The 24,831-nt window shown below is 70.6% G+C and carries 21 protein-coding genes; 15 read left to right on the top strand and 6 right to left on the bottom strand.

What is annotated here, in order from left to right; all coding sequences use genetic code 11:
• Positions 1-10: 10 nt before the first annotated feature.
• Positions 11-817, bottom strand: coding sequence for an MIP/aquaporin family protein (locus E4198_RS23495; RefSeq protein ID WP_027762750.1), 807 nt, complete (start codon positions 815-817; stop codon positions 11-13).
• 184 nt (positions 818-1,001) lie between these two features.
• Entirely contained in the window at positions 1,002-1,769 is a 768-nt protein-coding gene (locus E4198_RS23500; RefSeq protein WP_136184910.1) for an IclR family transcriptional regulator, read from the bottom strand.
• A gap of 212 nt (positions 1,770-1,981) precedes the next feature.
• On the opposite strand from E4198_RS23500, the gene metH reads away from it, so the two are divergent.
• The 3 genes from metH (at position 1,982) to E4198_RS23515 (ending at position 8,291) form a co-directional block, all read left to right on the top strand.
• Positions 1,982-5,494, top strand: a complete 3,513-nt coding sequence (gene metH, locus E4198_RS23505; protein ID WP_136184911.1) for a methionine synthase — start codon at positions 1,982-1,984, stop codon at positions 5,492-5,494.
• A 172-nt stretch (positions 5,495-5,666) separates the two neighbouring features.
• Complete coding sequence (locus E4198_RS23510; protein ID WP_136184912.1) at positions 5,667-6,419, top strand: HAD family phosphatase; 753 nt, start codon at positions 5,667-5,669, stop codon at positions 6,417-6,419.
• 276 nt (positions 6,420-6,695) lie between these two features.
• Positions 6,696-8,291 carry an ABC transporter substrate-binding protein gene (locus E4198_RS23515; RefSeq protein ID WP_136184913.1) on the top strand — a complete coding sequence of 532 codons (1,596 nt, stop codon included), beginning with the start codon at positions 6,696-6,698 and terminating at the stop codon, positions 8,289-8,291.
• Positions 8,292-8,369: 78 nt separating this feature from the next.
• Here the strand turns inward: E4198_RS23515 and E4198_RS23520 are convergent, their stop codons facing one another.
• The gene (locus E4198_RS23520) at positions 8,370-9,041 is read right to left on the bottom strand and encodes a response regulator transcription factor (RefSeq protein WP_027762746.1); all 672 of its coding nucleotides are present in this window, start codon (positions 9,039-9,041) and stop codon (positions 8,370-8,372) included.
• 54 nt (positions 9,042-9,095) lie between these two features.
• Positions 9,096-10,061 (bottom strand): RecB family exonuclease, encoded by a 966-nt coding sequence (locus tag E4198_RS23525; RefSeq protein ID WP_136184914.1) that lies wholly within the window; start codon positions 10,059-10,061, stop codon positions 9,096-9,098.
• A 128-nt stretch (positions 10,062-10,189) separates the two neighbouring features.
• On the opposite strand from E4198_RS23525, the gene E4198_RS23530 reads away from it, so the two are divergent.
• From E4198_RS23530 to E4198_RS23540, 3 genes are all read left to right on the top strand, one after another.
• On the top strand, positions 10,190-11,488 hold the full coding sequence (locus E4198_RS23530; protein WP_247597816.1) for a site-2 protease family protein: 1,299 nt from the start codon (positions 10,190-10,192) through the stop codon (positions 11,486-11,488).
• Between the two features lie 84 nt (positions 11,489-11,572).
• Entirely contained in the window at positions 11,573-12,466 is an 894-nt protein-coding gene (locus E4198_RS23535) for a tRNA (adenine-N1)-methyltransferase (RefSeq protein WP_136184915.1), read from the top strand.
• A 183-nt stretch (positions 12,467-12,649) separates the two neighbouring features.
• Positions 12,650-13,231 carry a hypothetical protein gene (locus tag E4198_RS23540; protein ID WP_136184916.1) on the top strand — a complete coding sequence of 194 codons (582 nt, stop codon included), beginning with the start codon at positions 12,650-12,652 and terminating at the stop codon, positions 13,229-13,231.
• 61 nt (positions 13,232-13,292) lie between these two features.
• Here E4198_RS23540 and E4198_RS23545 read toward each other — a convergent pair whose 3' ends face one another.
• Entirely contained in the window at positions 13,293-13,580 is a 288-nt protein-coding gene (locus tag E4198_RS23545) for a ferredoxin (RefSeq protein WP_136184917.1), read from the bottom strand.
• A 250-nt stretch (positions 13,581-13,830) separates the two neighbouring features.
• On the opposite strand from E4198_RS23545, the gene arc reads away from it, so the two are divergent.
• The 6 genes from arc to prcA all read left to right on the top strand — a co-directional run bounded on the left by arc (position 13,831) and on the right by prcA (position 19,799).
• Positions 13,831-15,597, top strand: a complete 1,767-nt coding sequence (gene arc / locus E4198_RS23550) for a proteasome ATPase (protein WP_136184918.1) — start codon at positions 13,831-13,833, stop codon at positions 15,595-15,597.
• An 88-nt stretch (positions 15,598-15,685) separates the two neighbouring features.
• Positions 15,686-17,197, top strand: a complete 1,512-nt coding sequence (gene dop, locus E4198_RS23555; protein WP_136184919.1) for a depupylase/deamidase Dop — start codon at positions 15,686-15,688, stop codon at positions 17,195-17,197.
• Between the two features lie 153 nt (positions 17,198-17,350).
• Positions 17,351-17,569 (top strand): ubiquitin-like protein Pup, encoded by a 219-nt coding sequence (locus tag E4198_RS23560; protein ID WP_136184920.1) that lies wholly within the window; start codon positions 17,351-17,353, stop codon positions 17,567-17,569.
• 204 nt (positions 17,570-17,773) lie between these two features.
• On the top strand, positions 17,774-18,205 hold the full coding sequence (locus tag E4198_RS23565; RefSeq protein WP_348771320.1) for an endonuclease VII domain-containing protein: 432 nt from the start codon (positions 17,774-17,776) through the stop codon (positions 18,203-18,205).
• Positions 18,157-19,002: a proteasome subunit beta gene (gene prcB, locus E4198_RS23570; RefSeq protein WP_027762736.1), complete on the top strand. Its 846-nt coding sequence runs from the start codon at positions 18,157-18,159 to the stop codon at positions 19,000-19,002. Before E4198_RS23565 ends, prcB begins: the two co-directional genes overlap by 49 nt.
• 32 nt (positions 19,003-19,034) lie before the next feature.
• Positions 19,035-19,799 carry a proteasome subunit alpha gene (gene prcA, locus E4198_RS23575; protein WP_136184922.1) on the top strand — a complete coding sequence of 255 codons (765 nt, stop codon included), beginning with the start codon at positions 19,035-19,037 and terminating at the stop codon, positions 19,797-19,799.
• A 57-nt stretch (positions 19,800-19,856) separates the two neighbouring features.
• Here the strand turns inward: prcA and E4198_RS23580 are convergent, their stop codons facing one another.
• Positions 19,857-20,915 carry a LacI family DNA-binding transcriptional regulator gene (locus E4198_RS23580; RefSeq protein ID WP_247597817.1) on the bottom strand — a complete coding sequence of 353 codons (1,059 nt, stop codon included), beginning with the start codon at positions 20,913-20,915 and terminating at the stop codon, positions 19,857-19,859.
• Positions 20,916-21,032: 117 nt separating this feature from the next.
• On the opposite strand from E4198_RS23580, the gene E4198_RS23585 reads away from it, so the two are divergent.
• From E4198_RS23585 to E4198_RS23595, 3 genes are all read left to right on the top strand, one after another.
• Positions 21,033-22,337 (top strand): MFS transporter, encoded by a 1,305-nt coding sequence (locus E4198_RS23585; RefSeq protein ID WP_136184924.1) that lies wholly within the window; start codon positions 21,033-21,035, stop codon positions 22,335-22,337.
• 9 nt (positions 22,338-22,346) lie between these two features.
• On the top strand, positions 22,347-23,708 hold the full coding sequence (gene pafA, locus E4198_RS23590; protein ID WP_136184925.1) for a Pup--protein ligase: 1,362 nt from the start codon (positions 22,347-22,349) through the stop codon (positions 23,706-23,708).
• 158 nt (positions 23,709-23,866) lie between these two features.
• Positions 23,867-24,808, top strand: a complete 942-nt coding sequence (locus tag E4198_RS23595; RefSeq protein ID WP_136184926.1) for an FKBP-type peptidyl-prolyl cis-trans isomerase — start codon at positions 23,867-23,869, stop codon at positions 24,806-24,808.
• The last annotated feature ends 23 nt before the right edge of the window (positions 24,809-24,831 follow it).

Genomic DNA, 24,831 nt, shown 5'->3' on the forward strand with positions numbered 1-24,831 from the left:
GGTCGGGTTCTCAGGCGAAGGCGAGGGTGTACAGGCCGCCGGCCAGTGCGCCGCCGAGCAGCGGACCGGCCACCGGCACCCAGGCGTAGCTCCAGTCTGATCCGCCCTTGTTCGGCAGCGGCAGCAGCGCGTGCACCAGGCGCGGGCCGAGGTCGCGGGCCGGGTTGATGGCGTAGCCGGTCGGGCCGCCCAGCGACAGGCCGATGCCGACGACGACGAGCGCGGTGATCAGCACGCCCAGCGGGCCCAGCCCCTCACCCTCCTGGTTCAGGCCCTGGGTGAGGATGGCCAGCACCAGCACGACCGTGGCGACGACCTCCGTGGCGAGGTTCTGCCAGGTGTTCCGGATCTCGGGGGCGGTGGAGAATATGCCGAGCACGGGACCGGGCCCCGGAGTGGCCGGGCCCTGAGCCGTACGGTCGGCCACCGCCGTCTCCTGCGCCCCCGGACCGCCGGTTGCCTCCCGGCCGGTGAGGTGGGCCAGGAACTGGCCGTAGTAGGCCACCCACACCAGGGAGGCGCCCAGCATCGCGCCGATCATCTGCGCCAGCACGTAGGCGGGCACGTCGCTCCACTCGGTACCGCCCTGCACGGCCAGGCCCACGGTCACCGCGGGATTGAGGTGGGCGCCGGACACGCCGGCGGCGATGTAGGCGCCGGTGAGCACCGCCATGCCCCAGCCGAGCGCGATGGCCGTCCAGCCGGCGTTGAACGCCTTGGAGTGCCGGAACGTGACGGCGGCGCACACGCCGCCGCCGAGCAGGATCAGCACCGCGGTGCCGACGATCTCGCCGAGGAAGATGTCGGAGGTGGACACCGGCGACTCCTTTGTTTCGTCCGATGAGGGGCAGACGGCGGTGCGCGTTCTCGTCCGGTGTTCGACAATGCCGACCGCCGGACGGCAGTTTTCTCCGCCCAGCGGCAACCGTCAAGAGGCTGGACGCCGGGGGATACCGCCGGAGCCCTCCCTGGCGGAGGGTCCGACCTGCGGCGGCCGGGCATCAGAAACGCCCCGAACCCAGGTCCCGGGAGACCGAGCGGGCGCAGTCCCGCACCGATGCCACCAGCGCCGGCCGCAGCTCCCCGGCCCCGTCGCACACCCGCTCCACCGCGCCGGTGATTCCCACCGCGCCCACCGGCATCCGGCGCCGGTCGTGGATCGGCGCCGCGATGGACGCAAGCCCTTCCCAGGTCTCCTCCACGTCCGCCGCCCAGCCGCGCGCACGCGTCAGCTCCAGCACAGACTCCAGACCCCTCGGTGCGGTCACGGTCCGGCCGGTGAAAGCCTCCCGGGGCGACTCCAGCACCTCGCTGTGCGCCACCGGGTCGTACGCCGAGAGCACCTTGCCCAGGGCGGTGCTGTGCAGCGGCTGCATCGCGCCCACCTCCAGCACCTGCCGGCTGTCGTCCGGGCGGAAGACGTGGTGCACCACCAGTACCCCCTGCTGGTGCAGCACCCCCAGGTAGACGCTCTCCCCACTGGACCGCGCCAGGTCGTCCGTCCACACCAGGGCCCGGGCCCGCAGTTCGTGCACGTCCAGGTAGCTGTTACCCAGACGCAGCAGCTCCGCGCCGAGGGTGTACCGGCCGGTGGCCTCGTCCTGCTCGACGAAACCCTCCTGCTGGAGCGTGCGAATCAGCCCGTGGGCGGTGCCCTTGGCGAGCTGGAGAGCGGAGGCGATCTCGGAGAGGCCCAGGCGCCGTTCACCGCCCGCCAGCAGCCGCAGCACGGCCGCCGCCCGTTCGAGCGACTGGATGGTCCGGGCCATCGGCAGACTCCTTGCCGGATCGGGTGCATTCGACAATGCCGAACGCTATCGCCTGATGCCGACCCGCCGAAAGGCGAGGGCAATCCCCGGAGTGCCGTCCCGCTCCGCGGAACGCCCGGGAGAGCCTTGCCGACGACGGCTACCCTGGTCTGGTGCGCCGTCCCCACGGGTGGTGCAAAGCCGACAGCCGTCGCATCCCAGGGAGCAGTTTCATGGCCTCGCCCAGCACGCCGTCCCCCGCCCGCACCACCCGTGCAGACGCCCTCCGCGAGGCACTGGCCTCCCGGGTGGTGGTCGCCGACGGAGCGATGGGCACGATGCTCCAGGCGCAGGACCCCTCGCTGGACGACTTCCAGCAGCTCGAGGGCTGCAACGAGATCCTCAACGTCACCCGCCCGGACATCGTCTCCGCCGTCCACCGCGAGTACTTCGAAGCCGGTGTGGACTGCGTGGAGACCAACACCTTCGGCGCCAACCTCGCCGCACTCGGCGAGTACGACATCCCGCACCGGATCTTCGAGCTCTCCGAGGCCGGAGTGCGCATCGCCCGCGACGTCGCCGACGCGTTCGAGGAGGGCGACGGACGCGTCCGCTGGGTCCTCGGCTCCATGGGCCCCGGCACCAAGCTCCCGACCCTCGGGCACGCCCCCTACGCTGCCCTGCGCGACGCGTACCAGGAGAACGCCGAAGGCATGATCGCCGGCGGTGCGGACGCCCTGCTGGTGGAGACCACCCAGGACCTGCTCCAGACCAAGGCCGCCGTGCTCGGCGCGCGCCGAGCCCTGGAAGCGACCGGCACGTCCCTGCCGCTGCTGTGCTCCGTCACCGTCGAGACCACTGGCACCATGCTCCTCGGCTCCGAGATCGGCGCCGCGCTGACCGCGCTGGAGCCGCTGGGCATCGACATGATCGGCCTGAACTGCGCCACCGGCCCGGCCGAGATGAGCGAACACCTGCGGTACCTCGCCCAGCACGCCAAGGTCCCGCTCTCCTGCATGCCCAACGCCGGCCTCCCCGTACTCGGCAAGGACGGCGCGCACTACCCGTTGACGGCGCCCGAACTGGCCGACGCCCAGGAGTCGTTCATCAGCGACTACGGCCTCTCCCTCGTGGGCGGCTGCTGCGGCACCACCCCCGAACACCTGCGGCAGCTCGTCGAACGTGTCCGCGGCAGCGCTCCCGCCCCCCGCGCGCCGCAGCCCGAGCCGGGCGCCTCCTCGCTCTACCAGACCGTGCCCTTCCGCCAGGACACCTCCTACCTGGCGATCGGCGAGCGCACCAACGCCAACGGGTCCAAGAAGTTCCGCACCGCCATGCTGGAAGGCCGCTGGGACGACTGCGTGGAGATGGCCCGGGACCAGATCCGCGAGGGCGCCCACCTGCTCGACCTCTGCGTCGACTACGTCGGCCGCGACGGCGTCGCCGACATGACCGAACTCGCCGGGCGCTTCGCGACCGCGTCCACGCTGCCGATCGTGCTTGACTCCACCGAACCCGCCGTTCTGCAGGCGGGCCTGGAGAAGCTCGGCGGACGCGCCGTCATCAACTCCGTCAACTACGAGGACGGCGACGGGCCCGACTCCCGCTTCGCCCGCATCACCCGCCTCGCCGCCGAACACGGCGCCGCGCTGATCGCGCTGACCATCGACGAGGAGGGCCAGGCCCGTACCCCGGAACACAAGGTCGCCGTCGCCGAACGGCTCATCGAGGACCTCACCACCAACTGGGGCATCGCCGAGTCCGACATCCTCGTCGACTGCCTCACCTTCACCATCTGCACCGGGCAGGAGGAGTCCCGCAAGGACGGCGTCGCCACCATCGAGGCCATCCGCGAACTCAAGCGCCGACACCCGGAGGTGCAGACCACTCTCGGCCTGTCCAACATCTCCTTCGGCCTCAATCCGGCCGCCCGGCAGGTGCTCAACTCCGTCTTCCTCGACGAGTGCGTGAAGGCCGGCCTGGACTCCGCGATCGTCCACGCCTCCAAGATCCTCCCCATCGCCCGGCTCGAGGAGGAGCAGGTCGAGGTGGCGCTCGACCTGATCCACGACCGCCGCCGCGAGGGCTACGACCCCCTGTCCCGGCTGCTGGAGCTCTTCGAGGGCGTGGACAGCAAGTCCCTCAGGGCCGGCAAGGCCGAGGAACTCGCCGCACTGCCCCTGGAGGAACGCCTCCAGCGCCGGATCATCGACGGCGAGCGCAACGGCCTGGAGGACGACCTGGAGGCCGCGCTGACCGAGCGGCCGGCCCTGGACATCGTCAACGAGACCCTGCTGGCCGGCATGAAGGTCGTCGGCGAGCTGTTCGGCTCCGGCCAGATGCAGCTGCCGTTCGTGCTCCAGTCCGCCGAAGTGATGAAATCCGCGGTGGCCCACCTGGAACCGCACATGGAGAAGTCGGACGACGAGGGCAAGGGCACCATCGTCCTCGCCACCGTCCGCGGCGACGTCCACGACATCGGCAAGAACCTCGTCGACATCATCCTGTCCAACAACGGCTACAACGTCGTCAACCTGGGCATCAAACAGCCCGTCTCCGCCATCCTGGACGCCGCCCAGGAACACCGGGCCGACGTCATCGGCATGTCCGGCCTGCTGGTCAAGTCCACGGTGATCATGAAGGAGAACCTGGAGGAACTGAACCAGCGCCGGATGTCCGCCGACTACCCCGTCATCCTCGGCGGCGCCGCCCTCACCCGTGCCTACGTCGAACAGGACCTGCACGAGATCTACGAGGGCGAGGTCCGCTACGCCCGCGACGCCTTCGAGGGGCTGCGCCTCATGGACGCCCTCATCGCCGTCAAGCGCGGAGTGCCCGGCGCGGAGCTGCCCGAACTGAAGAAGCGCCTGGTACCCAAGCGGGACGTGGCCCTGCCCGAACAGGCCGCCAACGACGGCTCCGTGCGCTCCGACGTGGCACGCGACAACCCCGTGCCCGGCATGCCCTTCCACGGCACACGCGTCGTCAAGGGCATCGCCCTGAAGGACTACGCCTCCTGGCTGGACGAGGGAGCGCTCTTCAAGGGCCAGTGGGGCCTGAAGGAGTCCCGCACCGGCGACGGACCGTCGTACGACGAACTGGTCGAGACCGAGGGCCGCCCCCGCCTGCGCGGCTGGCTGGACACCCTCCAGCGCGACAACCTCCTGGAGGCGGCCGTCGTCTACGGCTACTTCCCCTGCGTCTCCAAGGGCGACGACCTGATCCTGCTGGACGACGACGGCGGGGAGCGCACCCGCTTCACCTTCCCCCGCCAGCGACGGGGCCGCCGCCTGTGCCTCGCCGACTTCTTCCGCTCCGAGGACAGCGGCGAGATTGACGTCGTCGGCCTCCAAATCGTCACGGTCGGTTCGAAGATCGGCGAGGCGACCGGCGAGCTGTTCGCCGCCGACGCCTACCGCGACTACCTGGAGCTGCACGGCCTGTCGGTGCAGCTCGCGGAAGCCCTGGCCGAGTACTGGCACGCCCGCCAGCGCGCGGAACTCGGCTTTGCCGGCGAGGACCCCGGCGCCATCACCGACATGTTCGACCTCAAGTACCGCGGCGCCCGCTTCTCGCTCGGCTACGGAGCGTGCCCCGACCTGGAGGACCGGGCGAAGATCGCCGAGCTGCTGCGCCCCGAACGGATCGGCGTGGAACTGTCGGCCGAGTTCCAGCTCCACCCGGAGCAGTCGACGGACGCCATCGTGCTGCACCACCCGGAGGCCAAGTACTTCAACGCACGGTAGCCGTGCCGCACGGCGGCAGAGGGCACGCACGGTAGCCGCGCGAACGTCGTTCGGCGTGCCGCCGGGCGCATGATCCATGCCCGTCGTACACTGGACGGTCCGGTACAGGCCGGTCGCCCGTTCCGTGGAGCGTGCGGCCGGCCTTCTCGTCCCTCCAGGAGGCGTGACGCGGATGACAAGCTCCCTCCCCGCTCCCATCACCCGTACGGCCGACGGCGCCGGACTGCAGGCGGTACTGCTGGACATGGACGGCACCCTCGTCGACACCGAGGGATCCTGGTGGGACGCGGAGGTGGAGGTCTTCGCGGACCTCGGACACGAGCTCGAGGACACCTGGCGGCACATCGTCGTCGGCGGGCCCATGGCGCGCAGCGCGGGCTTCCTCATCGAGGCCACGGGTGCGGAGATCACGCTCGGCGAACTGACCGTGCTGCTCAACCACAAGTTCACCGAGCGCCTCGCCCACGGCGTACCGCTGATGCCCGGTGCCCGCCGCCTGCTCACTGAACTACGGGCCCACCAGGTGCCGACCGCCCTGGTGTCGGCCACTCACCGCGTCGTGATGGACCGGATGCTGCACTGGCTCGGCCCCGAGAACTTCGCCTTCACCGTTGCCGGGGACGAACTGCGGCACACCAAGCCGCACCCCGATCCCTACCTGCTCGCCGCTGCCCGTCTCGGCGCCGACCCCGGACGCTGTGCGGTGCTCGAGGACACCAGCACCGGAGTCGCCTCGGCCGAGGCCGCGGGGTGCCACGTGGTGGCCGTCCCCTCGGTCGCCCCCATCGCCCCGGAAGGCCGCCGTACCGTCGTGAAGTCGCTGGAGGAGGTCGACCTGGCGTTCCTCTCCGCGCTCGTCGCGGACGCACGCGGCCCGGCCGCCCTCTCACCCGGGACGAAACGACCTGACGGACGACGGAGTTGACGGCGTGACGTTCCTCACGCCACGCCCCTCCCGGGTCGGTCCCGGTGGGGCCCGCGACGGCAGCCGCGGCCCCGGTCGCCGTCCGTGAAGCCCGGTATCCCCCGGTTTTCTTCGCGTCCCACGGTGTCCGGTATCCGGAACGGAGATCCAGATTATCGGTGCGTGACCGGGTGATCACCCGGTCTTGTCCGGCATGTCCCCGCAGAACTACTAGCCTCTGTGTCCCGGCCATCTATCTGATGCGACAACCCGGCCGGACGAGGGAGACCGTCGACGATGAACCGCAAGACCCTGGTGCTGCCTGCCCTGCTGGGCTTGCTCGCGCCCACCCTGGCGGCCTGCGGCGGAGCAACCGCAGGTGACTCTGGCGGCCACGCCATCGTCGTCGGAACCACCGACCGGTTCGCGGTCAGCGAGGCCACTCCCGCCCCGTTCGACCCCGCCGCCGGCTACGACATCGCGTCGTGGAACGTCATGCGCAGCACCTTCCAGACGCTGCTCCGCCCACCGCGCTCGGGCACCGAGCCGGAGCCGGAAGCCGCCCGCGAGTGCGCGTTCACGGACAAGCAGGGCACGCAGTACCGCTGCACCCTGCGGGAGGGCATGAAGTTCTCCAACGGCAGCGAACTCACCGCCCAGGACGTCGAGTTCTCTGTGGAGCGGATGCTCGACGTCGGCGCCGACCTCGGCCCCGCCTCGCTGCTCGGCAACGTCGACACGGTGCAGGCGGTCGGCGACACCGAGGTCGTCTTCCACCTCAAGAAGCCCGACGCGACCTTCCCCTACAAGCTCGCCACCCCCGCCGCGGCGATCCTGGACAGCCAGACCTACCCGCGCAGCGGCTACCTGGAAGGCACCGAGGTCGTGGGCTCCGGCCCCTACCTGCTGGAGTCCTACGACGCCTCCGGCGGCGTCGGCGTCTTCGTCAGGAACCCCGACTACACCGGCACGCTCGAGGTCCGCAACGACCGCATCGAACTCCGCAGCTTCGACAGCGCCGAGGCGATGGAGAAGGCGCTGAAGAACGGCGAGATCGACGTCATGAACCGGACGCTGACGCCCGCCCAGGTCAACCGCCTGAAGATCGCGGACGACGACCGCATCGACCTCGTGGAGTCACCGGGCCAGGAGATCCGCTACCTCGTCTTCCACACCGACCACCCCACCGCCGGGCAGCCCGCCGTGCGCCGGGCGATCGCCCAGATCGTCGACCGCAAGGCACTCGTGCGCGACGTGTACGAGCGTACCGCCGAACCGCTGTACTCCCTGGTGCCCAGCGGTCTGATCGGCCACCGCAACTCCTTCTTCAACGAGTACGGCGAGCCCGACCCCGCCGCCGCCCGCCGCACCCTGCGCGCAGCGGGCGTCGACACCCCGGTCCCGCTCGCCCTGCACTACACCACCGACCACTACGGCGCGGTCACCCGGCAGGAGTTCCAGCAGCTCAAGGAACAGCTTGACGCCACCGGCCTCTTCCGCACCGAGCTCCAGGGCACGCCGTGGAACGCCTACCGCAAGGAGGCCACCCAGGGGTCCTACGGCGTGTACGGCTTCGGCTGGTTCCCCGACTTCGCAGACCCGGACAACTTCGTCGCGCCGTTCTTCACCGAGGACAACTTCCTCCAGACGCCCTACGCCAACGAGGAGATCCGCGGCGAACTCATCCCGCAGACCCGCCGGGAGACCAACCGCGTCGACGCGGCCGACGAGTTCGGCCGGGTGCAGGACGTCATCGCCGAAGAGATCCCCGTGCTGCCGCTCTGGCAGGGGAAGCAGTACATCGCCGCCCGCGACGACATCACCGGCACCGAATGGGCGCTCAATTCCGCGTCCGTCCTTCAGCTGTGGGAGCTCGGACGCGGCGTCAGCTGACCGCACGAACGAAGCCGGAGAGGCCGATGACCCGCCTGCCGGGGACAGCCGGCCCCTCCGCACTCCCGCGGCCGTCTCTCAGTGGGCGCCGGGCCGCACCAGGCCGCTCTCGTACGCGTACACCGCCGCCTGCACCCGGTCCCGCAGGCTCAGCTTCGTCAGCACGTGCCCCACATGGGTCTTGACCGTCGTCTCGCTCACGAACAGGTCCGCCGCGATCTCGGCGTTCGACAGCCCCCGGGCCACCAGCTTCAGCACCTCCACCTCGCGCTCGGTCAGCGTGTGCAGCGTGTCCGGAAGCGGTTCCTCCCCCGACGGCAGCCGCCCGGCGTACTTGTCCAGCAGCCGCCGGGTCACCGACGGAGCAAGCATCGCCTCGCCCGCCGCGACCACCCGGATCGCCTGTACCAGCTCGCCGGCCGGCGCGTCCTTCAGCAGGAAGCCGCTCGCCCCCGCCCGCAGTGCCTCCACCACGTACTCGTCGAGGTCGAAGGTCGTGAGCACCAGCACCTTCGCCGGGCCGTCCTTGTCCGGGCCGGTGATCTGGCGGGTGGCCTCCACACCGTCCATCCGCGGCATCCGGATGTCCATCAGCACCACGTCCGGCTGCAGCGCCCGCACCTGGTCCAGCGCCTGCAGGCCGTCTCCCGCCTCCCCGACGACGGCGAGATCGCCCTCCGCCTCCAGGATCATGCGGAATCCGGTGCGCAGCAGTGGCTGGTCGTCGACCAGCAGTACGCGGATGGCCACGTGGAGTCCCCTTCGGCGGACGGGCAGGTTGAGGCCCCCATTCTCGCCCAGTCGTCAGAACCGCGGCTCCGCGACCCCCTCCGCCGCGCCCGGCTCCTGCACTGCGCCGGGCTCCTCGACGTCCTCCCGCTCCTCGACGCCCTCGACGTCCTCCGCGCGCGGCTCCGGCAGCCGCGGCTGCACCGAGACCGGATACGGCGGCGGCGTGCCGCCGAACTCCGGACAGCGCGCCTGGTGGTCGCACCAGTCGCACAGCCGGCTCGGCCGGGGCCGCCAGTCCCCGGTCTCCGTCGCCTTCCGGATCGCCTCCCACAGCGCCAGCAGCTTCCGCTCCACAGCCCGCAGGTCCGACTCGGCCGGATCGTAGGTCAGCACGTCACCACTGCCCAGATACACCAGCTGCAGCCGGCGCGGCACGGCCCCGCGCAGCCGCCACAGCACCAGCGCGTAGAACTTCATCTGGAACAGCGCCTCGGACGCGTACTCCGGACGCGGCGCCTTACCCGTCTTGTAGTCCACGATGCGCACCTCGCCGGTCGGCGCGATGTCCACCCGGTCGATGATGCCGCGCAGCCGCAGCCCCGACTCCAGCCGGGCCTCCACCCGCAGCTCCCGCTCCGCCGGCTCCAGCCGGGTCGGGTCCTCCAGCGAGAACCAGCGCTCCACCAGCCCCTCGGCCTCCGCCAGCCACCGCGCGAGCTCCGCCCCGTCCGCCGGGCCCGGCGCCCCGTCCTCGGCCGGCTCGGAGAACAACTGCGCCAGCTCCGGCCGCCGCACCAGCAGCCGCTCCCACTCCCGCGCCACCATCGCCCGTGCCCGCGGCGCACTGCGCTCCGCCGCCGGCACGTCGAACAGCCGCTCCAGCACCGCGTGCACCACCGTCCCCCTGGTGGCCGCGGCCGACGGCTTCTCCGGCAGCCGGTCGATCACCCGGAAGCGGTACAGCAACGGGCACTGCATGAAGTCGCTCGCCCGCGACGGCGACAACGAGTCGGGAGCGGTGACGGCTGCGTCTCTCATGGCTACCGACCCTACGACCCGCCACCGACAACACGGCGCTTACCATCGACTCCGGAAGCTCCCGCACTGCATGATCGAGTGACCGCGTCAGTGACGCGGGGTGCGAGAGCAGCGGCAGAGGGGAACCCGTGGCGGACACGGACAACGGCGAACCGCGCGACGACGGCACCGGCCGACCCACCCGGCCCGGGGATCCGTCCGCGCCGAAGCGGACGAACGCGCCGCTCACCCCAGGGGGCCCTGGCGGCCCCGGAAGCGGCGACCCCCGGCGGAACCGGGGCACCGGCGGCGGCATCCTCATGGGCCGCCCCTTCGGCGTGCCCGTCTACGTCGCCCCCAGCTGGTTCCTCGTCGCCGCCCTCATCACCTGGGTCTTCGGCGGCCAGCTCGACCGCGTGCTCCCGGAACTCGGCGGCGCCCGCTACCTGATCGCCCTGTTCTTCGCCGTCGCCTTCTACGCCTCCGTCCTCGTCCACGAACTCGCCCACACCGTCGCCGCCCTCCGTTTCAAACTCCCCGTGCGACGCATCCAGCTCCAGTTCTTCGGCGGCGTCTCCGAGATCGAGAAGGAGTCCGAGACCCCCGGCCGCGAGTTCGTCCTCGCCTTCGTCGGCCCCCTGCTCTCCCTCGTCCTCGCCGGCGTCTTCTACGCCGGCATGCAGGCCGTGGAACCCGGCACCGTACCCGGCGTCCTGCTCGCCGGGCTGATGATCTCCAACCTCATCGTCGCCGCGTTCAACCTGCTCCCCGGCCTGCCGCTGGACGGCGGCCGCATGCTCCGCGCCGTCATCTGGAAACTCAGCGGCAAAGCCATGACCGGCACCGTCGCCGCTGCCTGGACCGGGCGCGGCCTCGCCGTCGCCGTCCTCATCGGCTTCCCCCTCGCCACCCACGCCGGAGGCTTCACCGACGGCGGCGCCGGCGGCTTCGACACCGTCACCGACGCGCTGCTCGCCGCCATCCTCGCCGCCATCATCTGGACCGGGGCGGGCAACAGCCTCCGCATGGCCCGGCTGCGCGAACGCCTCCCCGACCTCCGCGCCCGCCGCCTGACCCGCCGCGCCGTACCGGTGGAGAACGACACCCCGCTCTCCGAAGCCCTGCGCCGCGCCAACGAGGCCGGAGCCCGCGCCCTCGTCGTCGTCGACGGGCACGGCGACCCCGTCTCCGTGGTACGCGAATCCGCCATCGTCGGCGTCCCCGAACACCGCCGGCCCTGGGTCGCCGTCAGCACCCTCGCCCAGGACCTCAAGGACGGCATGCGGGTCTCCGCCGAACTCGCGGGCGAAGAGCTCCTCGACCACCTGCGGGCCACCCCCGCCACCGAGTACCTCGTCGTCGAGGAGACGGGCGAGATCTACGGAGTGCTGTCCACCACCGACGTCGAGAAAGCCTTCGTCGCCGCCATGGCCAAGCCCTCTGCCTGACCCCGGGGGCAGGACCACCGCCCTCGCCCAGCCCGCCCACCGCCCCGTGCGCACCCGCCCACCGGCGCCCGATAGGCTGGGGCCATGTCCGAACCGACCGGTGCCGCCCGCCGTCGCGGGCCCTTCAAGGTCGGGGACCAGGTCCAGCTCACCGACCCCAAGGGACGCCACTACACGATCACGCTCGAGGCTGGGAAGAGCTTCCACACCCACAAGGGTGCCTTCCCCCACGACGAGCTGATCGGCGCTCCCGAGGGCAGTGTCGTCCGTACCACCGGAAACGTCGCGTACCTCGCGCTGCGCCCCCTGCTCCCCGACTACGTCCTGTCCATGCCGCGCGGCGCCGCCGTCGTCTACCCCAAGGACGCCGGCCAGGTGCTCGCGATGGCCGACATCTTCCCCGGCGCGCGCGTCGTCGAGGCCGGCGTCGGCTCGGGCTCCCTCAGCACCTTCCTGCTGCGCGCCGTCGGCGACCACGGCATGCTTCACTCCTACGAACGCCGCGCCGACTTCGCCGAGATCGCCGAACAGAACGTCGAACGCTACTTCGGCGCCCCCCACCCCGCCTGGACACTTACCGTCGGCGACCTCCAGGACAACCTCGCCGACGCCGACGTCGACCGCGTCATCCTCGACATGCTCGCCCCCTGGGAATGCCTGGACGCCGTCTCCAAGGCCCTGGTCCCCGGCGGCATCCTCTGCGCCTACGTGGCCACCACCACGCAGCTCGCCCGCACCGTCGAAACCATCCGGGAACACGGCACCTTCAACGAACCGCAGGCATGGGAGACCATGGTCCGCAACTGGCACGTCGAAGGCCTCGCCGTACGCCCCGACCACCGCATGATCGGCCACACCGGCTTCCTGCTCACCGCCCGCCGCCTCGCCGACGGCGTCGAACCTCCGCTGCGCCGCCGTCGTCCCGCCAAGGGCGCCTACGGCGCCGACTACTCCGGACCCGGCTCCGGCAGCCGCTGAGCCCCCGGCAGTCACCACCCTCGTACGCCCGCGCCAACGCCGCGACCCGCCCGCCGGGTTGCGGCGTGTCGCTTCTCCAGGCCGGCACGTGAACCGGCACGCCCCCGCCGTTCCCCGCCGATGTGACCTGTGGCACCATGCTGGGCACCTCCCCAGTCACAGCTCCCCCAGGAGACCACCCCCGTGCAGCCCTCGGCCCGCCCGGACGCCCTTCCGCACACCCGCACCCGGCTCGTCCACTGGGTGGCGACCTCGGCCGCCCTGGCCGCCGTGCTCGGGGTGTCCGCCCTGGTCCAGCCCCCCGACGCACTTGCCGGACCCGCCGGCACCACCCCCGGGGAAGGCCCCGACGCCGCCCAGGCCCGCTACCCCGTCGACTGCGGTCCGCGGAAGCAGCCCGCCGTCGCCGTGCTCGACTCCGCCTCCGCCGACTTCGACGCCGACGGACGCGCCGAGACCGTGGCCCTCGTCCGCTGCGACACCCCCACCGGCACCCCGCCCAGCGGCATCTTCGTCCTCACCCACCCGGCCGAACCGGGCGTGCCCCCGCCCGTGGTCGAGACCCTGCTGTCACCCGAGCAGGGCATGAGCGCCCAGGAGTTCACCGTCGGCGAACACGGCGACCGGAAGATCGCGGCCACCCTCCTGGGCTACTCTTCGCCCGACGTCCCCCGCTGCTGCCCCGACCAGCAGCGCAAGGTCTCCTGGGAATGGCGCGACGGCCGATTCGTGCTCGTCCCCGAACCCGTCGCCCAGAGCGTCTGAGACCCACTCCCGGCGAGGTGCCCGCCCGCGCACCGCGCGCACGCGGAGTGACGAGGAACCGTCACTCCGCGTCCGGACCGAAGACCTCCGTCTTGTCCGAAACCCGGCGCACATGGATGCACTCGCCCGGGCACTCCACCGCCGACGCCTGCACGTCCTTCAGCAACGGCAGCGGCACGGGCGTCGTCGCCCCCTTGTCCTGGAGCAGCTCGTCCCCGGAGTCCTTCACATACGCCAGACCGTCGATGTCCAGCTCGAAGACCTCCGGCGCGTACTGCGCGCAGATCCCGTCGCCCGTGCACAGATCCTGGTCGATCCAGACCTCGAGCGCTTCGTTTCCGGTACTCATGCTGCCGCCTGCCGCTCCCTCGCTCGCGACGAAGTGGCGAAATAGCGCCACCCCGGACGGGTGTTGACAGTTCCGACGATACAACCGGGCCGTTCCGCCACGTTTGCGGGTGGGTATTCCACAGACGTGAGAAGGCGCGCAAGGGTGAAGATCGGCCACACCCCGGCGTCTTTGTGATCTAGGGGTTTCAACCCCCACCCGTGCAGGTAGGGTCAGAAACGTCCAGCTCCCCCTGGAGGAGGTGAGGACCGTGGCAGCCCACGACGACGACACGAACCGCGGCATCCGGTCGGGTCGGGACATCGATGACCCGTCCGGCGAGGTCGCCCGTCTCGAGCAGGAGATCGCCGTCCTGCGTCGGAAGCTCGCCGACTCTCCGCGACACACTCGGATTCTCGAGGAGCGGATCGTCGAGCTGCAGACGAACCTGGCCGGCGTGTCCGCCCAGAACGAACGCCTCGCGGGGACGCTCCGCGAAGCGCGAGACCAGATCGTGGCCCTCAAGGAGGAGGTCGACCGGCTCGCCCAGCCGCCGGCCGGCTTCGGAGCCTTCCTTCAGGCCAACGAGGACGGCACGGCCGACATCTTCACCGGGGGCCGCAAGCTCCGGGTGAACGTCAGCCCCAGCGTGGAGCTCGAGGAGCTCCGCCGCGGCCAGGAGGTCATGCTCAACGAAGCGCTCAACGTGGTCGAGGCCATGGAGTTCGAGCGCGCCGGCGACATCGTGACCCTCAAGGAGGTGCTGGAGGACGGCGAGCGCGCGCTGGTCGTCGGCCACACCGACGAGGAACGCGTCGTGCGGCTCGCCGAGCCCCTGCTCCAGGCCACCCTGCGCGCCGGAGACGCTCTGCTCCTGGAGCCCCGTTCCGGCTACGTCTACGAGATCGTCCCCAAGAGCGAGGTCGAGGAACTCGTCCTCGAAGAGGTCCCGGACATCGACTACAACCGCATCGGCGGACTCGGCGGGCAGATCGAGTCCATCCGCGACGCGGTCGAGCTGCCCTACCTCTACCCGGACGTCTTCAAGGAGCACGAGCTCCGCCCGCCCAAGGGCGTCCTGCTCTACGGCCCGCCCGGATGCGGCAAGACCCTCATCGCCAAGGCCGTCGCCAACTCCCTCGCCAAGAAGGTCGCCGAGGTCACCGGCAAGCCCCAGGGGAAGAGCTACTTCCTCAACATCAAGGGCCCCGAGCTCCTCAACAAGTACGTCGGCGAGACCGAACGGCACATCCGGCTGGTCTTCCAGCGGGCCCGGGAGAAGGCGAGCGAGGGCACGCCCGTCATCGTCTTCTTCGATGAGATGGACTCCCTCTTCCGCACTCGCGGCTCCGGAGTCAGCTCGGACGTGGAGAACACCATCGTCCCCCAGCTGCTCTCCGAGATCGACGGTGTCGAAGGGCTGGAGAACGTCATCGTCATCGGCGCCTCCAACCGCGAGGACATGATCGACCCCGCGATCCTGCGCCCCGGCCGGCTCGACGTGAAGATCAAGATCGAGAGGCCCGACGCGGAGGCGGCCCGCGACATCTTCTCCAAGTACCTCGTCTCCACCCTTCCGCTGCACTCCGACGACCTGGCCGAACACAACGGCGACCCGGTCACCACCGTCGACGGCATGATCCAGTCCGTCGTCGAGCAGATGTACGCTGAATCGGAGGAGAACCGCTTCCTGGAGGTCACCTACGCGAACGGCGACAAGGAAGTCCTCTACTTCAAGGACTTCAACTCCGGAGCGATGATCCAGAACATCGTCGACCGCGCGAAGAAGATGGCCATCAAGGCACTCCTCGACCAGAACCAGAAGGGACTCCGCGTCTCTCACCTGCTCGCGGCCTGCGTCGACGAGTTCAAGGAGAACGAGGACCTTCCCAACACCACCAACCCCGACGACTGGGCTCGCATCTCCGGCAAGAAGGGCGAGCGGATCGTGTTCATCCGTACCCTCGTCACCGGAAAGCAGGGTGCGGACACGGGACGCTCCATCGACACGGTGGCCAACACCGGACAGTACCTGTAAGGACGGACCGACCGGCTGCGGGCGCCCCGGCCGGGGCACCCGCAGCCGGTCGGTTGGCGACGGGACACTGCCGGGCAAGGAGGGTCGTATGACCGTACGGCGAGTAATGGGCATCGAGACGGAGTACGGCATCTCCGTGCCCGGCCACCCGAATGCCAATGCCATGCTGACCTCCTCCCAGGTGGTCAACGCCTACGCGGCGGCGATGCACCGGGCCCGGAGGGCACGATGGGACTTCGAGGAGGAGAACCCGCTCCGCGACGCCCGCGGGTTCGACCTCGCCCGCGAGGCTGCCGACGCCAGCCAGCTCACTGACGAGGACATCGGCCTCGCCAACGTCATCCTCACCAACGGCGCCCGCCTCTACGTCGATCACGCCCACCCCGAGTACAGCGCCCCAGAGGTCACCAACCCGCGCGACGCCGTGCTCTGGGACAAGGCCGGCGAACGCGTCATGGCCGAAGCCGCCCGGCGCGCCGCCGAGGTCCCCGGCTCCCAGCCCATCCACCTGTACAAGAACAACACCGACAACAAGGGCGCCTCCTACGGCACCCACGAGAACTACCTGATGAAGAGGGAGACACCGTTCTCGGAGATCGTGCGCCACCTGACGCCGTTCTTCGTCTCCCGCCAGGTCGTCTGCGGCGCCGGACGCGTCGGTCTCGGCCAGGACGGCGGCGACCACGGCTTCCAGCTCAGCCAGCGCGCCGACTACTTCGAGGTCGAGGTCGGCCTGGAGACCACCCTCAAGCGGCCCATCATCAACACGCGCGACGAGCCGCACGCCGACGCCGAGCGCTACCGCCGCCTGCACGTGATCATCGGCGACGCCAACCTCTCGGAGATCTCCACCTACCTCAAGCTGGGCACCACGGCCCTCGTCCTCTCCATGATCGAGGACGGCTTCATCGCCGTCGACCTCGCCGTCGACCAGCCCGTCCGCACCCTCCACCAGGTCTCCCACGACCCCACGCTCAAGCGTCTGGTGACCCTGCGCAGTGGCCGGACACTCACCGCCGTACAGCTCCAGATGGAGTACTTCGAACTTGCCCGCAAGTACGTTGAGGACCGGTACGGAGCCGACGCCGACGAGCAGACCAAGGACGTCCTGACCCGCTGGGAGGACGTGCTCGGCCGGCTGGAGTCCGACCCGATGAGCCTGTCCCGCGAACTGGACTGGGTCGCCAAACGCGAGCTGATGGAAGGCTACCGCCGCCGCGACGGCCTGGACTGGGACGCCTCCCGCCTGCACCTGGTCGACCTCCAGTACGCCGACGTGCGCCCCGAGAAGGGCCTCTACAACCGCCTCGCCGCGCGCGGCCGCGTGCAGCGCCTGGTGGACGAGGCCGAGGTCGGCCGCGCCATGGCGCAGCCCCCGGAGGACACCCGTGCCTACTTCCGGGGCCGCTGCCTGGACAAGTACGCCGACGACGTCGCTGCCGCCTCGTGGGACTCGGTGATCTTCGATCTACCGGGCCGTGACTCCCTGCAACGGGTTCCCACGCTGGAGCCGCTGCGCGGCACCCGGGAACACGTCAAGGACCTGCTGGATCGCTGCCGTACCGCGGAAGAGCTGGTCAAGGCGCTCTCCGGCAGCTGATAGATCGGGCCGGAAAGGGCTACCCGTCCTCCTCGCGGGGAATGATCCCCTCGACCCGAGGACGGGGGGCAAAGGAAGCGCCGATGTCAGCCACTGCTTGTAGGCTCTGATCTTGTACCTCTCGCGTACACCGACCCGAGCGGGGTGAGGGAAATGGCGACCAAGGACACCGACGGCGGCCAGCAGAAGGCCACACGCCAGACCGAGGAGACCGAGGAGGAGACGCAGGACGCGCAGGTCTCCGAGGACCTCAAGGAGCGCCAGGAGGCGCTGTCCGAAGATGTGGACTCCGTCCTCGATGAAATCGACGACGTACTCGAAGAGAACGCCGAGGATTTCGTGCGAAGCTTCGTTCAGAAGGGCGGGCAGTAGAGCTACCTTCTTTTCGAAGGAATCGGGGGTATGAGTCCAGGAAATCGCGACAAGCGATGCAGCGGCTGCAAGCGCGTCATGCCGCTCGCAGCCTTCGCGGCGGACAGAAACCGCAAGGACGGTCTTCAGGTGCGGTGCCGGGAGTGCGTGGCCCGAGACGGAGCCGCGTACTCCCGGCACCGCCGTGCTGCTTTCGGTAAGCCCGTGCGCGAGAAGGTGGAGGTGCCCTCCGGGCACAGGCTCTGCCGGGGGTGCGGGGAGATCAAGCCCCATCGCGCATGGCACCGGAACGCCACAGCATCTGACGTGCTGTCGACGCGCTGCAGGGCATGCAAGGCCGTCCAGGGGCGCGCCGGTCATCTGAAGCGGCAGCACGGCATGACCACGGGAAAGCGCGACGCCCTCGTCGCCGAGCAGGTCGGCGTCTGCGCAATCTGCCTTTCTGCCGCCGCAGAACATGTGGATCACTGTCACGAGACGGGTAGGGTCCGAGGCGTACTGTGCTTCAGCTGCAACGCTGCCCTGGGGCAGTTCAAGGACCGGCCCGAGGTGATGCAGCGGGCCATCAGCTATCTGGAAGGAAACGCGTGGAAGCCGAAACTCGTGGCACCGGGCGTCTACCGGCTGCCTTCCTGACGCCGGGCTCGTCGTCGTTCATGGACTTCCTGTCGGCGCACGCGCCGGAGCAGTTGCCGGGCAGTCGTCCGCTGCCGCCGGTGGAGGGCGCCGTGCAGGCGCCGCACGGCACGACGATCGTCGCGGCGTCGTTCCCCGGCGGCGTGGTGCTGGCCGGCGACCGGCGGGCGACGATGGGCAACGTCATCGCGCAGCGGGACATCGAGAAGGTGTTCCCGGCCGACGAGTACTCGGCGGTCGGCATCGCGGGCACGGCGGGCCTGGCGGTCGAGATGGTCAAGCTGTTCCAGCTGGAGCTGGAGCACTTCGAGAAGGTCGAGGGCTCGCAGCTGTCGCTGGAGGGCAAGGCCAACCGCCTGTCCACCATGATCCGCGGCAACCTGGGCATGGCCATGCAAGGCCTCGCCGTGGTGCCGCTGTTCGCGGGGTACGACGTGGACCGCGAGAAGGGCCGCATCTTCAGCTACGACGTGACGGGCGGCCGTTCGGAGGAGACGGGCTTCACCGCCGTGGGCTCGGGCTCGGTGTTCGCGCGCGGTGCGCTGAAGAAGCTGTTCCGCGAGGACCTGACGGAGCAGCAGGCGGCCACCGCCGTCGTGCAGGCCCTGTACGACGCCGCGGACGACGATTCCGCGACCGGTGGGCCGGACCTGGCGCGGCGCATCTACCCCGTGGTCGCGGTGATCACGGAGGACGGCTACCGGCGGCTGAGCGAGGCCGAGGTGTCCGAGATCGCCCGGACGGTGCACGAGGGCCGTCTGCAGCAGCCCAACGGGCCGCAGGCCCCGGTTCTCTAGTCACTCGTCGATAAGGAAGGGACGGATAGCCGGTGTCGACGCCGTTCTATGTCTCACCCCAGCAGGCCATGGCGGACCGCGCGGAGTACGCCCGCAAGGGCATCGCGCGCGGCCGGAGCGTGGTCGTGTTGCAGTACGCCGACGGCATCGTGTTCGTCGCCGAGAACCCCTCCCGGGCGCTGCACAAGGTCAGCGAGATCTACGACCGCATCGCGTTCGCCGCGGTCGGCAAGTACAACGAGTTCGAGAATCTGCGCATCGGCGGTGTGCGGTACGCCGACCTGCGGGGTTACACCTACGACCGGGACGATGTGACGGCCCGCGGCCTGGCGAACGTCTACGCGCAGACGCTGGGCACGATCTTCTCGTCGGCGGCGGAGAAGCCGTACGAGGTAGAGCTGATCGTGGCGGAGGTGGGTGCGGAGCGTGAGGACGACCAGATCTACCGGCTGCCGCACGACGGGTCGATCGTGGACGAGCACGGTTCCGTCGCCGTTGGCGGCAACGCGGAGCAGATCGGCAGCTACCTGGAGCAGCGTCACCGGGACGACATGTCGTTGAGTGAGGCGCTGAAGCTGGCGGTGGATTCGCTGTCGCGTGACAACAACGGCGGGGAGCGGTCGTTGACCTCCGAGCAGCTGGAGGTGGCGGTGCTGGACCGTACGCGCTCCCAGCAGCGGAAGTTCAAGCGGGTTCTGGGCCGTCGGCTGGCGACGTTGCTGGACGAGACCCCGTCGTCCGCGTCGGCCGGGTCGGATGACGCGGACGCGGACGAGGAGGACGACGCCTCGGAGTGATCCACGCCTGCCGGCCTGTCGGCCCCGTCCCCCTGCGGGCGGGGCCGACAGGCGTTCTCAGGGGACGCGGGGCGGCCCGGTGGAGCCGCGGGCGACGAGTTCGACGGGGAGGACGTCGGCGTCCGGCACGCGGCTGTCCAGCACGGTGAGCAGGGCTCGCATGCCGGAGGCGCCGATGTGCTCGGCGGGCAGCCGGACGGTGGTGAGTTCCGGTTCGACGGCGGTGGCGACGGCGAGGTCGTCGAAGCCGGTGACGGAGACGTCTCCGGGGACGCGGAGGCCGAGCCGGCGGGCGGCCTTGCACGCTCCGGCGGCGAGCAGGTCGTCGTCGCAGACCAGGGCGGTGGGGGGCGTGTCGCGCCTGAGGAGCCGTTCGGCGGCGCGGAGCCCGCCGGTCACGCTCAGTTCGGCGGGTTCGGTGGCTGTCAGGGCGGCGCCGGTGCCCGTGAGGGCGTCGGCCAGGGCACGGGCGCGTACCCGGAAGGTCCAGGAGTCCACGGCGGCGGCGAGGTGGGCGATCCTGCGGTGTCCGAGGCGGAGCAGGTGGGTCGCGGTGGCGCGCATTCCGCCGGCGATGTCGAGGTTGACGGTGGCGGCGGGCCGGTCGCCGTCGGAGTCGCCGTCCGGGTCGCTGTCGAGCATCACCAGGGGGAGTCCGCCGCCGCGGAGGGCGGCGAGTGCCTCGGGGGCCATGGAGGAGGCGATGACGCCGTCCAGGGAGGCCTGGGCGGAGGCGAAGGGGTCGGGGGCGGGGCCGATGCCCTCGGGGGAGGGGTAGAGCACCATGCCGAAGTCGTGGTCGGCGGCGACGCGGGCGGCTCCGCTGTGTACGCGGGCGAAGAAGTCGCTGGTCAGGGCGGGAACGACGAGCAGGGCGGTGCGGGTGGAGCCGAGGCGCAGGCTGCGGGCGGCCAGGTTGGGGCGGTAGCCGAGTGCGCCTGCGGCGGCGCGGACGGATTCCGCGGTGCGTGCGGAGACGCGGCCGCGCCATTTCCCGCCCATCACCAGGGACACCGTCGCCTGGGAGACGCCTGCCCGGTGGGCGACGTCGCGGCTGGTGGGTGCCGTACCGCGGGGTGCGGCGGCACCGCCGTTCCGCGTCCCCCTCGTCGTCACGCGTGCTCCTCCCCTGTGGGGGTGGTGTGGACCTCGGTCAGCCGCCATGGTACGTATGACGCAGCACGTTATACGTATTACCCACGCGTCTTCCATCCGACCGAGAGGAACCGCATCGTGGCGACCGGCTACGCCGAACTCCTCCGCGCCAAGCACGCCGTGCGTCTTCTCGCCGGCACGCTGGTGGGGAGGCTTCCCAACGCCACCGCCGCCCTGGCCATCGTGCTGTTCGTCCGCGCCGAGGGCGGCAGCTACACCCTCGCCGGCGTACTGTCCGCGGTGTACGGCCTGGCCACCGCCGTCGGCCAGCCCTCGCTCGGCCGCGCCGTCGACCTGTACGGCCAGCCCCGTGTGATGTTCCCGGCCGCCGTGCTCTCCGCCCTCGGCATGGGCGTCTTCGCTCTGGCCGGCATCGCGGACCCGGTGGTCTCCTACGGTGCGGTCCTCGTCGCGGGTCTCTTCACGCCGCCGCTGGAGGGCGGCCTGCGTGCGCTGTGGCCCAGCGTGCTCAAGCGGCAGGACCGGGTGCACGCCGCCTACGCGCTGGACGCCGTCGCTCAGGAGGTGATCTTCGCCGTCGGCCCGCTGCTCGTCACCCTGCTCGTCGCCTGGTGGAACGAGGCGGCCGCCCTGCTGGTGATCAACGCGCTGGGTGTTCTCGGTGCCCTGTCGGTGGTCGTCTCGCCGCCCTCCCGCAACTGGCGCTCCGAGCCCCGGGAGGCGCACTGGCTGGGGGCGCTGCGCTCGGGCGGACTGCTCGCGCTGCTGGGGGCGTTCTTCTTCGTCGGCCTGGCGCTGGGCTCGATCGCGGTGGCCGCCGTGGCGTACGCCGACGGGTACGGCGACAGCCTGATCTCCAGCTACCTGCTGTCCGCACTCGGCGCGGGCGCCCTGGTCGGCGGCGTGCTGTACGGCGCCCGCGTCTGGCCGGGCCGCCCGGAGAACCGGCTGCAGGTGCTGGTCGCCGCGCTGGCCGCCGGGTACCTGCCGTTGCTGCTGGTGCCGGGTCCGGTGGCGATGACCGCGCTCGCAGGCCTCTCCGGCCTGTTCCTCGCCCCGGCACTGGCCTGCTCCTTCGTGGTGGTCGACCGGCACGCGCCCGCCGGCACCGTGACCGAGGCGTTCTCCTGGCTCGTCACCACCTTCGGCGTCGGCGCCGCGGCCGGTACGGCCGTGGTCGGACCGGTGCTGGAGGAGGCAGGGACGGCGGCGGGCTTCGGTGTGGCCGGCGCGGGCGGAGTCGCCGCCTTCCTGGTGCTGCTGGCCACCCGTGGTGTGCTCTCGCCCCGGACCGCTGCTCCCGGCCGTCTCCCGGATCCCGTGCCGGGCGGCGGCGCCCCGGTGAAGGCGGAGTCCCCGGCGAACGAAAATGATCGGCACGCGGCACCCGAACCCGGTTTCAGAACAGGCCATAAGGCGTAATGTTCAGTCATGGACCGCCGAATCTTCGGGCTGGAGAACGAGTACGGCGTCACGTGTACGTTCCGGGGACAGCGGCGTCTGTCCCCTGACGAAGTGGCGCGGTACCTCTTCCGCCGTGTCGTGTCATGGGGCCGGAGCAGCAACGTCTTTCTGCGCAACGGCGCCCGCCTCTACCTGGACGTGGGCTCGCACCCGGAGTACGCCACGCCGGAGTGCGACAGCGTCACCGAACTGGTCACCCACGACAAATCCGGCGAGCGCATCCTCGAAGGTCTGCTCGTCGACGCCGAACGCCGCCTGCACGAGGAGGGCATCGCCGGCGACGTCTACCTGTTCAAGAACAACACCGACTCGGCGGGGAACTCCTACGGCTGCCACGAGAACTACCTGGTGGCCCGACACGGCGAGTTCTCGCGTCTCGCCGACGTTCTCATCCCCTTCCTGGTCACCCGTCAGCTGGTGTGCGGTGCGGGCAAGGTCCTGCAGACCCCGCGCGGCGCGGTCTACTGCGTGAGCCAGCGCGCCGAGCACATCTGGGAGGGCGTCAGCTCCGCGACGACCCGCTCCCGGCCCATCATCAACACGCGCGACGAGCCGCACGCCGACGCCGAGCGCTACCGCCGCCTGCACGTCATCGTCGGCGACTCCAACATGTCGGAGACCACGACGCTGCTGAAGGTCGGCGCCACCGACCTGGTGCTGCGCATGATCGAGGCCGGCACCGTGATGCGCGACCTCACGCTGGAGAACCCGATCCGGGCGATCCGCGAGGTCAGCCACGACATCACCGGGCAGCGCAAGGTCCGGCTGGCCAGCGGCCGCGAGGCGTCCGCGCTGGAGGTGCAGCAGGAGTACTACGAGAAGGCGGAGGACTTCTGCGAGCGGCGCGGTATCCGCACCGGCATGGTCGAGCAGGTCCTGGACCTGTGGGGGCGCACACTGGAGGCCGTGCGCTCCCAGGACCTGGACAAGGTCGGCACGGAGATCGACTGGGTGATGAAGTACAAGCTCCTGGAGCGGTACCGCGCGAAGAACAACATCACCATGTCGCACCCGCGGGTCGCGCAGATAGACCTCGCATACCACGACATCCACCGCCGTCGCGGCCTGTACTACCTCCTGGAGCGCAAGGGGCAGGCCGCCCGGATCTGCGACGACCTGAAGATCTTCGAGGGCAAGTCGGTGCCGCCGCAGACGACCCGGGCGCGGCTGCGGGGCGACTTCATCCGGCGCGCCCAGGAGCAGCGCCGGGACTTCACCGTCGACTGGGTGCACCTGAAGCTCAACGATCAGGCGCAGCGCACCGTACTGTGCAAGGACCCCTTCCGTTCGGTCGACGAGCGGGTGGAGAAGCTGATCGCCGGAATGTGACGGGCTCGTGATCGTGGGTGACGCGCCGGGTGAGGGGCGTCACCCACGGCGGGCGTGATTCACCGTGTCGTGCGCCCCCGGGTGGTGCCGGCGGAGTCGTAGGCTGGGGTCTCGATGCCCGGCTCGTGCCGGGACCCCCTACCTCCAAGAGTGACCACATGACGCGCTCCACGACTGCCCGCCGCTTCGTCGCGGCCCTGGCCGTGCCCCTGCTCATCGCCTCGGCCGCCGCCTGCGGCGGTGACGACTCCGGGACGCCGGGCGCCGTGCCCGCCGTGTCCTGGGAGGACGGCAAGAAGAAGCCCGAGATCGAGGCCGGGGTCGGCGACCCGCCCGGGAAGCTCAAGGTCAAGGTCCTCGAGGAGGGCGACGGCCGCACGGTCCGGAAGGCGGACTTCATCACCGCCCACTACGCGGGGCAGACATGGAAGGGCAAGCCCTTCGACGACAGCTACCAGCGCAAGCTGCCGTCCGGTTTCCCGATCGGTACCGGCGGTGTCATCGAGGGCTGGGACAAGGGCCTCGTCGGGAAGACCGTCGGCAGCCGCGTCGAGCTGGTGATCCCGCCGGAGATGGCCTACGGCGACAATCCGCCGCAGGGCAGCGCCATCGGCAAGGGCGACACGCTGGTATTCACCATCGACATCAAGGAATCGGTGCCGATGGCGCCGAAGGGCGAGGAGGTCCCGCAGGACGACTCCGCACTGCCCACGGTCGGCACCAACACCGACGCGAAGGCGCCGAAGGTCACCATCCCCGAGGACGCTCAGGCGCCCGGCGAGCTCGTCAGCCGGCCGATCATCGAGGGCACCGGCGAGAAGGTCACGGCCAAGGACACCGTCCTGGTCAACTACCGTGCCGTGGAGTGGAACAAGCCCGAGTCGGAGATCAGCACCTGGGAGGGCAACCCTGCGGCGCAGATGCCGCGCGGCCCGCAGGAGATCCCCGTCGGCCAGATGCCGGGCTGGGAGAAGGGCCTGGTCGGCCAGACCGTCGGCAGCCGGGTGCTGATCGTGGTGCCGAAGAGCGAGTTCCCCAAGGAGCAGCAGAAGCAGGCGAACGACGTGGTGATGGTCGTGGACATCATGAAGGTCCAGTGATCACGCGTCTGCCACACTGGGAC

It is taken from the genome of Streptomyces sp. RKND-216, from assembly GCF_004795255.1.
In the GTDB taxonomy this organism is placed as follows: Bacteria; Actinomycetota; Actinomycetes; order Streptomycetales; family Streptomycetaceae; genus Streptomyces; species Streptomyces hazeniae.